General features: G+C 35.1%; 21 protein-coding genes and 1 CRISPR repeat array. All 21 genes read left to right on the top strand.

Features of this window, described 5'->3' with window-relative positions; all coding sequences use genetic code 11:
• The 21 genes from BN1372_RS08975 (at position 1) to BN1372_RS08880 (ending at position 18,476) form a co-directional block, all read left to right on the top strand.
• Positions 1-1,092: a type III-B CRISPR module-associated Cmr3 family protein gene (locus tag BN1372_RS08975; RefSeq protein WP_062198716.1), complete on the top strand. Its 1,092-nt coding sequence runs from the start codon at positions 1-3 to the stop codon at positions 1,090-1,092.
• Positions 1,082-1,879 (top strand): type III-B CRISPR module RAMP protein Cmr4, encoded by a 798-nt coding sequence (cmr4, locus tag BN1372_RS08970; protein ID WP_062198714.1) that lies wholly within the window; start codon positions 1,082-1,084, stop codon positions 1,877-1,879. The genes BN1372_RS08975 and cmr4 overlap by 11 nt, the downstream gene beginning before the upstream one ends.
• On the top strand, positions 1,879-2,220 hold the full coding sequence (gene cmr5 / locus BN1372_RS08965) for a type III-B CRISPR module-associated protein Cmr5 (protein WP_062198711.1): 342 nt from the start codon (positions 1,879-1,881) through the stop codon (positions 2,218-2,220). Before cmr4 ends, cmr5 begins: the two co-directional genes overlap by 1 nt.
• Entirely contained in the window at positions 2,207-3,352 is a 1,146-nt protein-coding gene (gene cmr6, locus BN1372_RS08960) for a type III-B CRISPR module RAMP protein Cmr6 (protein WP_062198709.1), read from the top strand. The genes cmr5 and cmr6 overlap by 14 nt, the downstream gene beginning before the upstream one ends.
• Before the next feature lie 157 nt (positions 3,353-3,509).
• Positions 3,510-4,884: direct repeats of the CRISPR family, unit length 32 nt; unit sequence GTCACACTCTATATGAGTGTGTGGATTGAAAT.
• Between the two features lie 233 nt (positions 4,885-5,117).
• A complete protein-coding gene (gene mtaB / locus BN1372_RS08955) occupies positions 5,118-6,473 on the top strand; it encodes a tRNA (N(6)-L-threonylcarbamoyladenosine(37)-C(2))-methylthiotransferase MtaB (protein WP_062198707.1) in 1,356 nt (451 codons plus the stop codon).
• Between the two features lie 168 nt (positions 6,474-6,641).
• On the top strand, positions 6,642-7,313 hold the full coding sequence (deoC, locus tag BN1372_RS08950; protein WP_062198705.1) for a deoxyribose-phosphate aldolase: 672 nt from the start codon (positions 6,642-6,644) through the stop codon (positions 7,311-7,313).
• 100 nt (positions 7,314-7,413) lie between these two features.
• Positions 7,414-7,590, top strand: a complete 177-nt coding sequence (rpsU, locus tag BN1372_RS08945) for a 30S ribosomal protein S21 (RefSeq protein ID WP_062198703.1) — start codon at positions 7,414-7,416, stop codon at positions 7,588-7,590.
• Between the two features lie 15 nt (positions 7,591-7,605).
• A complete protein-coding gene (locus BN1372_RS08940) occupies positions 7,606-8,052 on the top strand; it encodes a GatB/YqeY domain-containing protein (RefSeq protein WP_062198701.1) in 447 nt (148 codons plus the stop codon).
• Positions 8,053-8,152: 100 nt separating this feature from the next.
• Complete coding sequence (gene yqfC, locus BN1372_RS08935; protein WP_062198699.1) at positions 8,153-8,449, top strand: sporulation protein YqfC; 297 nt, start codon at positions 8,153-8,155, stop codon at positions 8,447-8,449.
• A complete protein-coding gene (gene yqfD / locus BN1372_RS08930; RefSeq protein ID WP_062198697.1) occupies positions 8,446-9,645 on the top strand; it encodes a sporulation protein YqfD in 1,200 nt (399 codons plus the stop codon). Before yqfC ends, yqfD begins: the two co-directional genes overlap by 4 nt.
• A gap of 2 nt (positions 9,646-9,647) precedes the next feature.
• Entirely contained in the window at positions 9,648-10,610 is a 963-nt protein-coding gene (locus BN1372_RS08925; protein ID WP_062198694.1) for a PhoH family protein, read from the top strand.
• Between the two features lie 158 nt (positions 10,611-10,768).
• A complete protein-coding gene (locus tag BN1372_RS08920) occupies positions 10,769-12,901 on the top strand; it encodes an HD family phosphohydrolase (RefSeq protein ID WP_062198692.1) in 2,133 nt (710 codons plus the stop codon).
• Complete coding sequence (gene ybeY / locus BN1372_RS08915) at positions 12,898-13,371, top strand: rRNA maturation RNase YbeY (protein ID WP_062198690.1); 474 nt, start codon at positions 12,898-12,900, stop codon at positions 13,369-13,371. The genes BN1372_RS08920 and ybeY overlap by 4 nt, the downstream gene beginning before the upstream one ends.
• Positions 13,346-13,741, top strand: a complete 396-nt coding sequence (locus BN1372_RS08910; RefSeq protein WP_062198688.1) for a diacylglycerol kinase family protein — start codon at positions 13,346-13,348, stop codon at positions 13,739-13,741. The genes ybeY and BN1372_RS08910 overlap by 26 nt, the downstream gene beginning before the upstream one ends.
• Positions 13,742-13,755: 14 nt before the next feature.
• Entirely contained in the window at positions 13,756-14,151 is a 396-nt protein-coding gene (locus BN1372_RS08905; protein ID WP_062198686.1) for a cytidine deaminase, read from the top strand.
• Positions 14,144-15,052: a GTPase Era gene (gene era, locus BN1372_RS08900; protein ID WP_062198685.1), complete on the top strand. Its 909-nt coding sequence runs from the start codon at positions 14,144-14,146 to the stop codon at positions 15,050-15,052. The genes BN1372_RS08905 and era overlap by 8 nt, the downstream gene beginning before the upstream one ends.
• A gap of 129 nt (positions 15,053-15,181) precedes the next feature.
• Complete coding sequence (locus BN1372_RS14670; RefSeq protein ID WP_074018165.1) at positions 15,182-15,325, top strand: YqzL family protein; 144 nt, start codon at positions 15,182-15,184, stop codon at positions 15,323-15,325.
• A gap of 137 nt (positions 15,326-15,462) precedes the next feature.
• The gene (recO, locus tag BN1372_RS08895) at positions 15,463-16,206 is read left to right on the top strand and encodes a DNA repair protein RecO (protein WP_062198682.1); all 744 of its coding nucleotides are present in this window, start codon (positions 15,463-15,465) and stop codon (positions 16,204-16,206) included.
• 158 nt (positions 16,207-16,364) lie between these two features.
• A complete protein-coding gene (locus tag BN1372_RS08890; RefSeq protein ID WP_062198680.1) occupies positions 16,365-17,009 on the top strand; it encodes a transcriptional regulator CcpN in 645 nt (214 codons plus the stop codon).
• An 18-nt stretch (positions 17,010-17,027) separates the two neighbouring features.
• Entirely contained in the window at positions 17,028-17,825 is a 798-nt protein-coding gene (locus BN1372_RS08885) for a pyruvate, water dikinase regulatory protein (protein WP_062198678.1), read from the top strand.
• A 192-nt stretch (positions 17,826-18,017) separates the two neighbouring features.
• On the top strand, positions 18,018-18,476 hold the full coding sequence (locus BN1372_RS08880; RefSeq protein WP_062198676.1) for a YaiI/YqxD family protein: 459 nt from the start codon (positions 18,018-18,020) through the stop codon (positions 18,474-18,476).
• Positions 18,477-18,479 lie beyond the last annotated feature (3 nt).

The following is an 18,479-nucleotide window of genomic DNA, read 5'->3' as shown; positions in this document are numbered from 1 at the left end:
ATGATGTATAAAATAGATGCTGTAGATACCTTAGTATTTAGAACAGCCAATCCTTTTGATGCAGGTGTAAACTTCTATGCCTATAGTCAATTTCCTCCTTTTCCATCCGTATATGCAGGGGCTTTGCGACGTGGTGAAAAAATAGCGGCACGTGATATTAAGATAGGTTTTAGTGGTTTGTTATTGAACGGTAAATATGCTTTTCCACAACCATTAGATACATTAGTAACTGAACAGCAAACCTTACAGTCTATGAAGTTAAGCAAAAGTTATACAAGTAGTCATGAGTTAGATTGGATGTTAGCGCCTGCTCAAGAAATTGAAAAAAAGGTAAACGTATCAGGAGGAGCATATCTAGTACAAGCTGACTTTGAAAATTATTTAAATGGTAGTAACCAAGTGAAATATGAAGCATTAGGTGATTACGTTACGAAAGAATCGCATATAGGTATTGAGATGGAACACGAGACGCATAAAACGAAAGATGGTATGTGGTATAGCGAGGAACTCATACGATTGAAAAATCAAAATAACAATCATTGTTCGTTAGTTGTAGATGCTGAAGGCTTTACTATTGATAATCAGGCAACAGTTAAAATCGGTGGTGACACTAAATTAGCGACAGTTACAAAAATAGAAGAGCTTTCTATACCAGAGCCTAGTAATCCAACAAACTATTTCAAGTTGTATTTAGCTACTCCGGCCGTCTTTAAATATGGTTGGTTACCTCGATGGATTGATCCCGAGACTAAGGTTGGTAGTTTTACTTATAGAAAAAATCAAGTAAAAGTTCGTTTAGTAGCAGCTGCCATTGATAAGCCAGTGCCTATTGGTGGTTACTCAGAAAATGGTCCTCGACCTATGCATTTAGCAGTGCCAGCAGGTAGCGTATATTATTTTGAACTGCTTGAAGGAACGCATAAAGATGCTATAAAATTATTTCATCAAAAATGTATAAGTGATTATCGTAGCGATAATACAGGGAAGTTAGGCTTTGATTATATATGGTGGAATCGCTTAGTTTATTGCGATAGAGGATTTGGCTATGCATTTGTAGGTAAAGTTAAGGAGGAAGTGTATCATGACAAATAAAAATACCATGCTAATTCATTTATTATCGCCAATGCACGTAGGGGGTACCTATGAATTTAGTGTAGTTGACCAACCTATTCAGCGAGAAGGGCATACGGGTTTTCCAAAAATCGAAGCTTCAAGTTTAAAAGGAAGCATTAGACATCATTATGTACGTACTGTAAAAGATAATGCGCAAGAAAAAGTGATTTTTGGCGATACAGACTACGCTGGTAAATTGACTTTTACAGATGCACGTATTTTATTTTTTCCTGTCCGTTCTGCTAAAGGTGTATATGCATTACTCACATGCCCAATTGTCTTAAATCGTTATATGCAGGAAGAAGGTAAAAATATTACTGTAAATATTGATGGAAATCAAGGACATGTAACAAGTACGAGTACTATTAAACTGGAAAATAGTAATAATGTTTTATTAGATGAATACCTTTATGAACAGGTTGAAGAAAATTTGGAGTTCAACACTTGCATAAAATATGTTGAGGGAAGGATGTCAGGTGTAGATATCGCCTCCCATGCATTTTTAATATCAGATGATGAGTTTACTTACTTTGTGAAACATAATACAGAAATTATTACACGTACCGCGATTAATCATGAGACAGGAATTGTTACTACACATGCATTGTTTGATGAAGAGTATGTGCCAACAGAAACGATTTTCTATACTACGATTCATGGAGAACAAGCCTACATTAGTGAATTAGACCTAGATATTCTACAAATTGGTGGGAATATGACGCTTGGTAAGGGGTTTGTAAAAGTGCATGGGGGAGGGCAAGCATAATGAAAAATATTCAAAATGAACGTGCTGCCTTTGCTTATGAAAAAGTTTTAGCCTTACATTGTAAAAGTGAGTTTGCTACGATCGCTCGTTCTATGCCCGCAAAAATCCAAATGACAGGATTAGCTACTACGGTTGCTTTTTTGTTTGCTAAAAAGAAAGAATTATATGACCTATTAACGGAGTGGCTTCGTAAACGAAAGTTATTAGGAGACGAAGAACTAATGGAGGCAATAACTAAGGTAAGTATTACAGAATACCGTGTCATGACAAATGAAGTACAGCAATTATTGATTTGGGTAAAACGTTTTGCAGAAGGAATGATTAAAGATGTTGAAGTATAACATTACAGAAAAAGCGCAACCTTATATATCCCAAAGTGAACATTATTATTCAAGTTTCTATCGTTATTCTTATACGGATGAAGCTAAAGGAAAACTAAAGCCGTATTTTGACAAACAGAAGTTTAGTATTTTAAATGTAGATATCCCTAATCATTTGAATGCATATCGCAAACAATTAATGAGTAATTGTGAGGATGTAATTGTTATTGAATACACGGCAGATAAATTAATCATTGGAAGCACGTTATCACCTTATAGTGGTGATGCCATTTCGTCACTTCACAGTATATACGGGGCTCCTTATATTGAGGGGGCTTCAATTAAAGGAGCGCTTCGAAATTGTATCCTGCAAGAATGTGATGACGTAAGTGATGAGGGATGGTTTAAGTATGCATTTGGTGTTAGTAGCGAAGATTTCGAAAATAAGTATGGGCAAGGCAATTTAATATTTTTTGATAGCTTTCCAAAAAATACATTTTCACTAGTTAAAGATATTCAAACACCTCATTATCCTCAGTATTATAAAAATGAAGGCGAAGATCCACCAACTGATGATCAATCACCGAATATATTTAATTTCTATGTGGTAAAGGACACAACATTTATTATACAAATTGGCATGCTAGCAAAATCTTTAGGTGATAAAGACCTCATTAAATCGTACCTAAAGACGACCTTAGAGGATTATGGTTTAGGCGGAAAAAAGTCAGTTGGCTATGGTTTGGCTCATAATGTTACCGATGTATCTGAAACATACAAAGCATATCTTGTGAATAATGAACAACGAAAGGCTCGAAAAAAAGAAGAGCAAAAATTCCGGGAAATTCAAAAACAAAAAGAGCAGAAAAAGCTAGCAGAGAAAAAACGTATACAAAAGCAGTATGAGAAGGAACAACGAAGGCTAGCGAGTTTAACACCAGCTCAGCGATTAATCGAACAAATTCAAACATTAACAGCTAGTCACCAAGATATAGAGAAGTCAAAAGGTGTTATTTACAAAGAAGTATTACGCATAGCTAATGAAGTACCGGAGTTAGCTTCCAAGCTATTAAGTTATTGGAATAATTGCGATATTGGTAAACTATCTAAAAAGCAACAAGAAAAAATAAGAATATTGAAAAGATTTTTATAAAACATAGTTTGCGCGAACCTAAAGTGCCCATAAAATCCCTGATAGGTTCGCACACTAAATGGGCTGATTTTATAATAATTGATAAGATGAAACAAGGTTATGGTTTTATTTATCACTACATATAGTATATTAAGTATAGCAATTACTATATCTAGCGGTCACACTCTATATGAGTGTGTGGATTGAAATTATTTCCTCCTTGTTTAACTTTCTATCTTTATTGTGTCACACTCTATATGAGTGTGTGGATTGAAATGTTGTCTGTGCTTAACAAATGCCACTCCAACTTGTCACACTCTATATGAGTGTGTGGATTGAAATGTCGCCTTACAACTCTAGTGTCTAACCCTACAAGTCACACTCTATATGAGTGTGTGGATTGAAATATATGTTCATTGCATAGTAGAAAAGTAAGTTAGGTGTCACACTCTATATGAGTGTGTGGATTGAAATTTCTTTACATTTTTAATAACTTTACTTAAAACAAAGTCACACTCTATATGAGTGTGTGGATTGAAATCATTTCCTCCTTAGTTATTTCAGCGCCTATTTCATTGTCACACTCTATATGAGTGTGTGGATTGAAATTGGCTCTGCATCCAGCAATCCCACTATATAAAAGTCACACTCTATATGAGTGTGTGGATTGAAATTAAATAATAACTATTATACTTCTTTTTTCTTAAAGTCACACTCTATATGAGTGTGTGGATTGAAATTCCTTCTTGCATTTGGTTCAGATTATCGAGACAGAGTCACACTCTATATGAGTGTGTGGATTGAAATTTTAATTAACTCGTTATGACTATACAATAATGCTGTCACACTCTATATGAGTGTGTGGATTGAAATGCGCATTTGGTTTTCGTTTGGAACAAAACTTTCGTCACACTCTATATGAGTGTGTGGATTGAAATATGAAGTGCATCTGAAGTGTCCAACCTTCCGATGCGAGTCACACTCTATATGAGTGTGTGGATTGAAATTCCAACACTTAAAGAATATTGGAGTAAGGAAGGAGTCGTCACACTCTATATGAGTGTGTGGATTGAAATGTTTTTTTAAATAAATTTATTATTATTTTACTTTTAGTCACACTCTATATGAGTGTGTGGATTGAAATTAACTCGACCATGAAGTTTGACGAGATTGTCGATTGTCACACTCTATATGAGTGTGTGGATTGAAATATTTTCTCGCTATACAACTTATTAATATCTGCGATAAGTCACACTCTATATGAGTGTGTGGATTGAAATTTCATAATAATCGGTTGAAACATATTGCAATGCCGGTCACACTCTATATGAGTGTGTGGATTGAAATTCCTTTTTGCAATTCGATTGGTTCGGAAAACACATTGTTACACTCTATATGAGTGTGTGGATTGAAATATTACTATCGTGGTAGATTGTATTTCAAACAGGATAGTCACACTCTATATGAGTGTGTGGATTGAAATATGAAATACCTTTGGCACATATTGTAATACCCATCCATGTCACACTCTATATGAGTGTGTGGATTTGAAATCAAAATAGGTTTAAATATTATGTAATGATAGAATATTTTGAGTGAAGTATGTTAAAATAATTTACGTAAAGTAATGACATAATGTTATAAAACAGATGAACCATGAAAGTAATATGTCATCTGTTTTTTGTTAGTAGGAATAGATAATTCAAATAGAAAGAATGTACAATAATATGATATTATTAAATTCGTTGATATTTTTTTGTGTGGATACAATGAAAGGATGAAATATATGAGTAACGAGCTTCGTAAAACCGTAGCTATGTATACATTAGGTTGTAAAGTAAATCATTATGAAACAGAAGCGATTTGGCAATTATTTAAAGAACAAAATTATGAACGCGTAGATTTTGAAAGTACAGCAGATGTCTATGTGATCAACACATGTACCGTAACGAACACAGGAGATAAAAAAAGCCGTCAAGTGATTCGTCGTGCCATTCGTAAAAACCCAGATGCGGTGATTTGTGTTACAGGGTGTTATGCCCAAACTTCTCCAGCAGAAATTATGGCGATTCCTGGGGTAGATATTGTGGTGGGGACACAAGATCGTACAAAAATGCTTGCATATATTGAGCAATATCAAAATGAGCGCCAACCGATTAACGGTGTATCAAATATTATGAAAGCACGTGTATATGAAGAATTAGACGTACCTGCCTTTACGGATCGAACTCGAGCCTCGTTGAAAATCCAAGAAGGATGTAATAATTTTTGTACGTTTTGTATTATTCCGTGGGCTCGTGGGTTAATGCGTTCGCGCGATCCGAAAGCGGTGATGGAACAAGCGCAACAATTAGTAGATGCAGGATATAAAGAAATTGTGTTAACAGGTATTCATACTGGTGGTTACGGAGAAGATATGAAAGACTATAACTTAGCACAATTATTACGTGATATCGAAAAAAACGTAACAGGTTTAAAACGATTACGTATTAGTTCTATTGAAGCTAGTCAAATTACGGATGAAGTGATTGAAGTATTACAACAATCGAATATTGTCGTTCGTCATTTACACATTCCGCTTCAATCAGGTTCTAATTCCGTTTTAAAACGCATGAGAAGAAAATATACGATGGAATTTTTTGCGGATCGTTTGAATCGTCTTCGTGTTGCATTACCTGACCTTGCGATTACATCGGATGTCATTGTTGGTTTCCCGGGGGAAACAGAAGAAGAGTTTATGGAAACATATCATTTTATTAAAGAACATCGTTTTAGTGAACTACACGTTTTCCCGTACTCTAAACGAACAGGAACTCCAGCAGCACGCATGGAAGATCAAATAGACGAAGAAGTGAAAAATGAGCGGGTTCATCGTTTAATCTCATTATCTGATCAACTAGCAAAAAAATATGCTTCTCAATTCGAAGGGGAAGTGCTTGAAATTATTCCAGAAGAGCCATTTAAAGAAATGAATGAAGAAGGAAAATATGTTGGATATACAGATAATTATTTGCGTGTCGTAGTAGATGCGACAGAAGAAATGGTAGGAAAATTAGTAAAAGTCAAAATTGTTCAATCAGGTTATCCTTATAATAAAGGCCAATTTGTACGAGTCCTTGAAGATGAACAAGTTTCTTCGTAAAGAAGAAACTTGTTTTTTTATGCTTATGAAGGAGTCGTAAGCCCCACCATTTTAAATTATTTCGATAGCTGTCAAAAGCAGTAAGGGAAAGAAGGGGAAAAACACGGATAGAATATTTCTTTGTGCTATGATACAAATAGTAAATAACATAAAAAGGTGGAGGTTGGGATGGAACAACAATCAGTTGCTAGCATGATTGACCATACGTTATTAAAACCAGAAGCAACACGCAAAGAAATACTCACGCTTTGTACAGAAGCGAAAGAATATCAATTTGCATCTGTTTGTGTAAATCCAGTATGGGTTCCGCTTGTTGTAGAAATGTTGAAAGGAAGTTCAGTTGCTGTTTGTACCGTAATTGGGTTTCCACTCGGTGCTTCTACAATCGATACAAAAGTAGCGGAAACAAAAGAGGCAGTGCTGAATGGTGCGACGGAAATAGATATGGTCATCAATATTGGTTTATTAAAAAGTGGCGATATGGAAACAGTAAAAAAGGAAATACAAGAAATTGTACAGGCTGCACAAGGAAAAGTAGTAAAAGTCATTATAGAAACATGTTTGTTAACGGAAAAAGAAAAAATAACAGCATGCATGATTGCCAAAGAAGCAGGGGCACATTTTGTCAAAACATCTACTGGATTTTCGACTGGTGGTGCCACCGTGGAAGATGTCGCCTTAATGCGTAAAATAGTTGGTGAAAAAATGGGCGTCAAAGCTTCCGGTGGTATTCGCACATGGGACAATGCTAAAACGTTGATTCAAGCAGGAGCAAATCGAATTGGTGCCTCAAAAGGAATCCAAATTGTTGAGGAAGAGAATAGAAAACAAGAAAAATAGTATTGAAAAGTAAAAATCGTTATACTATAATAGGAAAAGACATGCTAACAATCTTATGATATAGTATGCTCCTATGCAGGTCGGAGGGAGGGAAAGAAAAATGTCAGTAGAAACTCACGTTCGCAAAAACGAATCACTTGATGATGCACTTCGTCGCTTCAAAAAATCAGTAGCTCGTGAAGGTACACTTGCTGAATATAGAAAGCGCGAATTTTATGAAAAACCAAGCGTAAAACGTAAGAAAAAATCAGAGGCAGCTCGAAAACGCAAGTACTAAGAAAGGGTGTTTTTCATGAGTCTTCTTGAACGTCTTACGGCAGAAATGAAACAAGCAATGAAAAACAAAGATAAAGTTCGTTTATCGGTTATCCGAATGGTGAAAGCTTCTATTCAAAATGAAGCGATTAAAAAAGGAGTAGATTCCTTACCAGCAGAAGACGAACTTACTGTTTTAAATCGTGAATTAAAACAACGAAAAGACTCCCTTCGCGAATTTGAAGCTGCTAATCGTAATGATTTAGTAGAAAAAGTAAAAGACGAGATTGTGGTCTTAAAGGAATATTTACCTGAACAACTCTCTGAAGAAGAAGTCGAACAACTTGTCATCCAAACGATTGAAAGCGTTGGAGCTACAAGTAAAAAAGAGATGGGTAAAGTTATGGGGAGCTTAATGCCGAAAGTAAAAGGCAAAGCTGATGGTACCATTGTTAATCAAATTGTCATGAAACATTTACCATAATAAACAAAAAGCATTCAACAAATTATTTGTTGAATGCTTTTTTATTTTTTAGTGGTAGAACAACTAATGCATTCATATATTGAGGTAGAGGTGGTAATCTATGAACCATTGGGCTAAACAAATGAAACATTGGTTATCAAGGCCACTAGGTTTACCAGATGATATCACATATCATATGCCTAGAATTACGGCAATTGGAAACCTTCACTTATACATCGAAAATCATGAAGGAATGTTATATTTTTCTCCCACAGAAGTACGACTTGCTATAAAACAAGGTTCGCTCGTTATTCAAGGAGAAGCTTTTGTTATTAAAATGATATTACCGGATGAAGTGTTATTAGAAGGTATTTTTAAATCATTCCATTATATCGTGAACCAAGGAGGGAAACAGTGAAAGTTCATTTTTTTCTTTGGCTAAAAGGTGCTGTTCAAGTGCAAATAAAAGGCGATAAAAACGACATTCTTTCTTATATGAATCTCGCATTAAAAAAAGGGATTTATATGTATGATGTCGTAACTATTTCAGATAACATCGTACAAGCTACCATTGTCATTCGTGACGTTTTTAACCTTATCTCTTTCCGTAAAAAATACCAAGTAAAACTCTCTTTTAAAAAACGAGTTGGTTTTCCTTTTTTTATGATGCGTTTGTTTACAAGAATGGGGCTTATCGTTGGCCTCTTTTGTTTTTTTCTTACCGTTTATCTATGTTCGCAATTAATTTGGGATATTAAAATTGTTGGTGGATCTGCTTCGTTACAACATGAGATGGAAGGAAAACTGAAAAGTATTGGAGTAGAAAAAGGCCGCTTTTTTCGAAACACTACAAATCCGAGCCGTATACAACATACGTTAATGGATGAGATGGACCATTTAATCTGGGTGGGGGTACAAAGGAAAGGAACAATTTTATATTTTCAGCCAGTTGAGAAGAAAATAAAAGAAAAAGAAAATACTCCTTCTCCGCAACATATTGTGGCGACAAAAAAAGCAGTCGTTTATGATATTTTTGCAAAGGAAGGGCAGCCACTTGTGTCGATACACGAACTTGTCACACCAGGGCAAGTTTTAATTTCTGGAATGATTGGAAAGGAAGGGAATGAAACGTTTGTCGCTGCACAAGGAATCGTGTACGGGGAAATATGGTATAAAACAGAAATGGAAGTTCCATTACAATCTTCTTTTTCTGTTTTACGAGAAGAACGTGTTGTAAAACACGTATTGCATATCGGACAAGATTATTCGATTCCTATTTGGGGATTTTGGTATGATACAAAGAAAAAAGCTCAATCGTATGAAAAAGTAAGGTCATGGAAATGGAAAGGTAAAACAATTCCTATTTTTTTGCGTACGGAAGAGCTATACGAAACAGAAAAAGTGATTCGGGCGTATACTAAAAAAGAAGCGGTAGAAGCAGGACTTATCATGGCGAAAGAGCAATTACAACGATCACTTCCCAAAAATTCACAAATAAAAAACGAAAAAGTTTTGCATGAGCATTATGCTAATGGTAAAGTTAAGTTAACCATTCACTATTTAGTGATTGAACCGATTTCAAAAGAACAAACCATAACCGAGGAGATTGAGTAAATTTGGCAGAAGTATTGTTCGATATTCCAATTGAATTTGAAACATCCGAAGAGGCGGCAACTCTTTTTGGTCCAAACGATATTCATTTAAAACGAATTGAAGAATATTTTTCTATTCACTGTGTCACAAGGGGTGGCGCTATTTCGATTTGTAGTAATGAAGAACAAGTAAAAGACATAAAAGAGTTTTTCTATGCGCTCATGAAAATGATTCGCCAGGGAGCGCGAATAAGTGAAAGAGACGTCATTTATGCTTTAAATCTACAAACAAAAGGTATGTTAGATGAATGGATGGAATATTATGACGAAGAAATTATCGTATCTGCAAAAGGTAAGCCGATTCGCGTAAAGACGTTAGGACAACGCGAATATATTCGTGCTATCGAAAAACAAGATTTAGTTTTTGGCATCGGTCCAGCAGGTACAGGAAAAACGTATTTAGCAGTCGTGATGGCCATTAAATTTTTAAAGCAAGGACGAATTAAAAAGATTATTTTAACACGTCCGGCAGTGGAAGCGGGGGAAAATCTTGGGTTTTTACCAGGTGATTTAAAAGAAAAAGTAGACCCGTATTTACGCCCGTTATACGATGCTCTTCATGATGTGTTAGGATTAGAACAAACGAATCGATTAATGGAGCGGGGAATCATTGAAGTAGCTCCGCTTGCGTATATGCGTGGACGAACATTAGATGATGCATTTGTGATTTTAGATGAAGCACAAAATACAACAGCCGAACAAATGAAAATGTTTTTAACGCGATTAGGATTTGGTTCTAAAATGGTGATTACAGGAGACGAGACACAAGTAGATTTACCACGTGGAAAAAAATCAGGATTAGCTGTTTCTGCTCGAATATTAAAAGGAACAGAAGGCATCTCCTTTGTTTATTTATCACAAACAGATGTGGTTCGTCATCCACTAGTAGCTAAAATCATTGAAGCTTATGAAAAATCACACGATTAAACAATGGAAAATATGTGTGGTTAGCCCGTTTGTATAGGTCACCTAAAAATGAGAGACAAAAAATAGGATACGTTTGCATGGTTAATAGAAAAATACCCATTGACAATAGATGGGAGCTTTATTCTCACATGATGAGGGTGAGCGAGAGGTGAATGGATATGAAGAAACGAAACGTAAACTTACATGTGCTCGGCGAACGTATTTTACAATTAAAATACTTTAAAGGATTTATTTTTCTCTTTATTTCCATTTTTCTTTATAGTATGTTAATTGGAAATATCGTTCCAGACAAATTAAATATTAAATTGTACCAAACGGCATCGAAAGATATCATCTCACCGTTAACGATTGAAAATAAAAAAGCGACAGAAAAAAAACAACAAGAAGCTGCAGATGCTGTCTCGCCTCAATATGTTTATAAGCGTGATTATGCAGAATTGCAAAGTGAACAAGCAAGAGAGACATTTAACGTTTGCATCGAAGCTCAACAAACATTTCCAGGAGAGGGTGTGGCCAACGACCAGCTGAAACAAGTTAGAGCGAACCTTCCATCTGTTGTTCGAGATAGTTTGTCTGATGGCTCCCTCCTCTTATTTTTAAACTCGTCCCCGTCCCAACTTGAATATATGAAAGAGTTGTCATCTACTGCAATAAACGAAGTGATGGATCAACAAATTTCAGTAGATGGTGTCAAAAAGGCGCGAGAAAATGTAGCAAATAAATTAGCTAGTTCTGGTGTGAATGAAGAACAACAAGAAGTAATGATTGATATTGCTCAATTATTCATTCGCGCTAATTACGTGTTAGATACAGAAGCGACAAAATTGAAAAAACAAGAAGCAAAAGAATCCGTCAATCCAGTAATTATTCGAGAAGGACAAGTAATTGTAAGGGAAGGACAAATGGTGACCCGTGACGTTTACCAACAATTAGAAGCAGTTGGACTTCTCGAAAACCGGTTTAATCCATTTCCTTATATCGGGTTGTTGATTTTTGTTTCATTTATTGTGTCTACACTCGTGTATGTGTCAAAAGAAATGCCAAGTAAAGTGAGGTCGCAAAATACGTATCTTGTCATGTTTACGATTATTTTTCTGTTTACAATGATTTTGATGAAATCGTTTAGTTTATTGCAAAAAATGGATGGACTATCGATGATTGTTTACTTGGTACCAGTTGCATTTGGTACGATGATGGTCAAAATGTTGATCAATAATAAAATGGCTTTTGTATCTGCTGTCATTTTTGGCATGACTGCGAGTATTATTTTTAATTCTGATATTCCAGGTCCTGTTCATCCTACTTATGGATTTTATGTGTTTTTTAGCTCTTTATTAGGCATTATGTTATTAGATGATCAAACGAAACGTTCAAAAATTTTACAAACTGGGCTATTTATTTCCTTATTTAATTTACTGCTAGTGAGTATGTTAATCTCTTTTAAAAATGGTCACTTAACGTCTCATGATATTATTTTTAGTTATAGTTTTGCGGCTATTAGTGGTATTACCGCATCTATTTTAACGCTAGGCAGTATTCCAGTTTTTGAAACCGTATTTAAAATTACATCATCGCTAAAGCTAATTGAGTTATCAAATCCGAATCATCCATTGTTGCGAAAAATACTAATAGAGACACCTGGTACTTATCACCATAGTGTGATGGTAGCAAATTTAGCAGAGGCAGCGTGTGAATCAATCGGGGCAGACGGCTTAGTTGCTCGTGTCGGTGCATATTATCATGATATTGGAAAAACAAAGCGACCACATTTTTTTATTGAAAACCAAATGAATATGGAAAATCCCCATGATAAAATTTCACCACAACTAAGTAAAAAGATTATCATCGCACACCCGTACGATGGACGAGATATGTTACAAGATGCGGATATGCCTGATGAAATCGTACAAATTGCGGAACAACATCACGGAACAACGCTTCTTAAGTTTTTTTACTATAAAGCGAAAAAACTATCAGACCAAGAGATTTTAGAAGAAGTATTTCGTTATCCTGGTCCAAAAGCACAAACGAAAGAAGCGGCGATTGTTGGGATTGCGGATTGTGTAGAAGCAGCAGTTCGTTCATTATCCAAACCGACGCCACAAAAAATTGAAACATTAGTAAGGAGCATTATTCGCGACCGATTAGAAGACGGTCAATTTGATGAATGTGATTTAACATTAAGTGAATTAAACCAAGTAGCAATTTCTCTATTTGAAACGTTACAAGGTATTTTCCATCAACGAATTGAATATCCAGAAGATGAAAAGAAAAAGGTGAAAAAAGCATGAATGTAACGATTGATTTGATCGATGAAGTAGAACGATTAACAGAAGAACATTTTCAACTATTGAGCGGATTAATTGAAAAAGCTTGTGAAGTAGAGCAAATAACAGAAGAAGCGGAATTATCTATAACGTTTGTTGACAATAAAAAAATTCATCAACTCAATCAAGAGTATCGCGGGATTGACCGTCCAACAGATGTATTATCATTTGCCTTAGAAGAAATGGGAGAAGAGGAAATCGAGATGATCGATGAAGAAATGCCACGCTTTTTAGGTGACTTAATTATTTCTATTCCAAAAGTAGAAGAACAAGCAAAAGAATATGGGCATTCTTTTGAACGGGAATTAGGATTCCTAGCTGTACATGGCTTCTTACACTTATTAGGATATGATCATATGACTGAAGAAGAAGAAAAAGAAATGTTCGCTAAACAAGAGGAGATTTTACATGCATACGGGCTCGAGCGATCCTAAGCAAAATGAATGGATTCGATTAAGAAAAAGCTTTTCATACGCTATAGAAGGAATGAAGCATACAATTAAATCGGAAAAAAATATGCAAATTCATCTTCTTGCCACGGTCGTTGTTATCTTTTTAATGTTTTTATTTCCATTAACGATGTTAGAACGAGCAATATTGTTTATCGTCATCGGTATTGTTTTAGCATTAGAGATGGTCAATACAGCGATTGAAAATGTTGTTGATTTAGTAACCGAAGAGTATAAACCGTTGGCAAAAATAGCAAAAGATGTAGCAGCTGGAGCCGTGTTGTTGTTTGTTTTGTTTGCTGTTTTAGTTGGAATCATTATTTTAGGACCAAAAGTCATTCATTTCTTTAGTTGAAAGGAGCTCTTCTAATGGAAAAGGAACAGCTCATCCAATTAGCGATAAAAGCAAGGGAGATGGCATATGCACCGTACTCTAAGTTTAAAGTAGGGGCTGCTCTGTTAACTAAAAACGGAACATATGTCGGTTGTAACATCGAAAACGCTTCTTACGGATTAACGAATTGTGCAGAGCGAACGGCTATTTTTAAAGCGGTTTCGGAAGGAGAAACAGAATTTAAAGCCCTTGCGATAGTAGCTGATACAAAAGACGTCATCTCACCTTGTGGGGCATGCCGTCAAGTAATGGCAGAGTTTTTTAAAAAAGATATGCCAATTTATTTAGCAAATGTGTCCGGTCACCAAGAAGAGTGGACAATAGAAAAATTATTACCAGGAAGTTTTACTGCGGAGGATCTACATGAGTGAAAAACAATTTAAATCAGGATTTGTAGCCATTATTGGGCGACCAAACGTTGGGAAATCCACGTTGTTAAATACGATTATTGGGCAAAAAATTGCGATTATGAGCGATAAGCCACAAACGACAAGACATAAAATTCAAGGTGTGTACACGACTGAAAAAGCACAAATAGTGTTTATTGATACACCAGGTGTGCACAAGCCAAAACATAAACTCGGAAACTTCATGATGAAAATGACGTCTAATGCACTGAAAGAAGTGGATGTCATTTTATTTGTTGTGAATGCGACAGAAAAGCTTGGAAAAGGAGATCAATACATTATTGATCAATTACAAGAAGTAAAAACGCCAATCATTCTAGTTATTAATAAAATCGACCAAGTTCATCCAGATATGTTGTTACCGTTTATTGATGAGTACCGCAGTCAACTGACAGTGTCAGAAGTTGTCCCGATTTCTGCGTTGAACGGAAACAATGTTGAGACGTTGTTAGAGCAAGTGACGAACTACTTACCAGAAGGGCCAAAATATTACCCAGAAGACCAAGTAACAGACCACCCTGAACGTTTTATTATGGCGGAACTAATTCGAGAAAAGGTTTTACAATTAACAAGGGAAGAAGTTCCACACTCGATTGCGGTTGTCATTGAGGAAATCAAGAGACGTGAAAATTCAGAAGCCGTTTATATTCACGCTACAATCATCGTCGAACGTCCTTCTCAAAAAGGGATTATTATCGGAAAACAAGGAAGCATGTTAAAACAAATCGGTAAGTTAGCTCGGAACGATATTGAAGCGTTATTAGGTTCACATGTATTTTTAGAATTGTGGGTAAAAGTTCAAAAAGATTGGCGTAACCGTCCACAAAATTTACGCGATTTTGGATTTCGTGAAGATGAATATTAAACAATGTGATATAATGGAATAGGAGGAAAATAAAAAAATAGAAGAATTTCCTTCTCATTATTTAATTACATGGAGGTAAAGCTAAGGATAAGAGGGGTTCATATGACAATATGAAAGGTTGTGAGCGTAGTGTTAGAGTTCACGTGGCATTTATTTAAAGTAACAGGTAACATTGACACTTACTTGCTCTTGAAAGAAATGGAAAAAGAATCAGACGAATGGTCACAAGTTTTAAAACTTCAGGAAAAACTTGATTCACCAGTCTCACCTTAGCTCTTTCATATTCATACCAAAGATTTATACATCTATTTGTTAGCGCTTTATCGTAAAGTTGCGTCATTCATTTTCCTATTTCCATTTTTGATAAGCAAAAGAGCAATCGTTTCGCATGTTTAATGGTGGTGACATAATTGTTACAAAAAGCAGAAGGCATTATAATACGAACAAATGATTATGGTGAAAGTCACCGAATTGTCACGTTATATACACGAGAAAACGGAAAAGTAGCTGTGATGGCAAGAGGGGCAAGAAAACCAAAGAGTCGTCTTGCTAGTGGAACACAATTGTTTACGTATGGATATTTTTTGTTTACAAAATCGAAAGGGATGAAATCGTTGCAACAAGCGGACGCAATTGATCACTTTACGTCTGTTATGACCGATTTAACAAAGACTGCTTATAGTGCTTATATTGTGGAGCTTGTCGATAAATTAGTAGATGATGAAACACCTAATCCTTATTTATTTGAGCTTCTTTATCAAACATTACATTACATGGATGAAGGAAAAGATGAAGAAATATTAACACAATTATTTGAAGTGAAAATGTTGATGGTTTCAGGAATTCGTCCTGTTGTTGATGCTTGTGTTCATTGTGGAAATACGGAAGGAGAATTCCATTTTTCCATTCGTGAAGGTGGTTTTATTTGTCATCGCTGTTTTGAATTTGATCCATACCGCATTCAAATTTCTCAAAAAACAGTCCGTTTATTAAGACTATATTATCATTTCGATTTAACCAGATTAGGAAATATATCTGTTTCATCTGAAACAAAAAAAGAAATTAAATATGTTTTAGATGAATATTTCCAAGCTTTTTCAGGTGTTTATTTAAAGTCCAAAAGGTTTCTTGATCAAATTCAGATGATGGAATAATACAAAAAGAGCCCTATAACGCATATAAGGGCTCTTTGTTTTGCTGTCAGTATAACGTAATGATAAAATGACGCGAAAGAATGTATCTTTTCCTATAACAATAGAGGTAAATAGTATATAATGATTGAAGTATAGTATAACATAGTGTGGGATACAAGGTGGTGAGAACAATCGAACTTAGTCGTCGCCAACAAAAAATTATACAAATTGTCAAAGATAATGGACCTATTACAGGAGAGCATATAGCAGATCAGTTAGATTTAACAAGAGCCACTTTACGACCAGATTTAGCCATCTTAACAATGGCAGGCTTTTTAGAAGCAAGGCCACGTGTAGGATATTTTTATACAGGTAAAAATGGCTCTCAGTTATTAACTGAAAAAATTAAAAAAATAACTGCAAATGATTACCAATCGATGCCGGTTATTGTAAATGAAGAGGCTTCCGTTTATGACGCCATCTGTACAATGTTTTTAGAAGATGTTGGTACACTATTTGTAGTAGATAGCCAAAGCCTTTTAGTCGGAGTCTTATCACGGAAAGATTTATTGCGGGCAAGTTTAGGTCAACAAGATTTAAATCAAATACCAGTGAACATCATCATGACGAGAATGCCGAATGTTGCGATGTGTGAAAAAGACGATTTACTCATTGATGTCGCAAATAAAATTATCGAAAAGCAAATTGATGCAGTGCCGATTGTAAAACCAATTACGGATACGCAATTTGAAGTGGTTGGTCGTGTAACAAAGACAAACATTACAAAAGCTTTTATTGATTTAGTAAATGATGAGATCGTTTAAAGAAAGGATCGATCGCTCATGAATAAAGAAATTGTATATGTTATTTCCGATTCTGTTGGAGAAACAGCGGAACTTGTTGTAAAGGCTGCAGCTTGTCAATTTTTTAAATATGGTGTTAAAATTAAACGCGTTCCATATATCGAAAATATGTATCATATTGACGCTGCTTTAGAACAAGTAAAGGAAGATGGTGCACTCATTGCTTTTACAATTGTTGTACCGGAAATAAAGGAATACTTAGTAGAAAAAGCGACAGAGTATCATATACCAATTGTAGACATTCTAGGACCTGTCATTTCCACAATGGAAGCTGCGTATGAAAGAAAACCGCTATATGAACCTAGATTAGTGCATAAATTAGATGCTGATTATTTTCATCGGATAGAAGCGATGGAGTTTGCTGTCAAGTATGATGATGGACGTGATCCACGCGGTATTCTTCAAGCAGATATCGTGCTAATAGGTGTGTCTAGAACATCGAAAACACCACTTTCACAGTATTTAGCCTTAAAGCGATATAAAGTAGCAAACGTCCCTATCTTTCCTGAAGTAAAACCACCGGAAGAGTTATTTGAAATTGATAAACAAAAATGTTTCGGTTTGTACATCCATCCTAAAAAATTAAATGAAATTAGACTAGAACGATTAAAAGCATTAGGACTAAATGAGGATGCAAGTTATGCCAATTACAAACGAATTGAAGAAGAGTTAATATATTTCAAACAAATAACTGATCAAATTAGCTGTCCAGTAATTGATGTTACAAATAAAGCAGTGGAAGAAACAGCGAATATGATTGTAAATTTTTATTCTTAACAAAGAAGTCCAATTGTAGTGCCTAAATAGTTCTGAATAAAAAAAATAGGTAAATCCGATTATTTTTTGTTTAACTTGGGTAAACATGATAATACGATAAGAAATAGAGAGAGAAGGACGCTTTTCGACAAAATGTTAAAAAGAAATAGAAGTTTTAGAAGGATTATAAAAAAGGATGTAGAATAAAAAAATATGCTAGAATACAATCGAACAATTTTTGTTGATGCAGATTCTTGTCCTGTAAAAAAAGAAATTCTTTATATAGCCAAAAAGCACAATGTACCGGTAATTTTTATTGCCACTTATGCACATGTGATGAATGAAGCAATAGGTACCTGGATCATTTTAGATTCATTTGACCAAGCGGTGGACCTTTACATTTTGAATCACATGAAGGAACATGACATTGTGGTTACACAAGACTTTGGATTAGCAAGTATTGTATTAAAGAAAAAAGGAATTGCTATTTCTCCGAGAGGGAAACAGTTTGAAGAAAAAAATATCGACGTTTTGCTTTATGAACGCTTTTTATCGATGAAAATGCGAAAAAGCGGAGTGCGAATGAAAGGGATGAATCGCTTTTCTGAATCAGATAAGCAAGCTTTTTTACGCACATTAGAAAAAAATTTGTCGATTCATGAAGGAATTTAAATG

It is taken from the genome of Massilibacterium senegalense (assembly GCF_001375675.1).
Taxonomy (GTDB): domain Bacteria; phylum Bacillota; class Bacilli; order Bacillales; family Massilibacteriaceae; genus Massilibacterium; species Massilibacterium senegalense.
The sequence above is the reverse complement of the archived record's forward strand: the minus strand, read 5'-3'. Positions and strand labels throughout refer to the sequence as shown.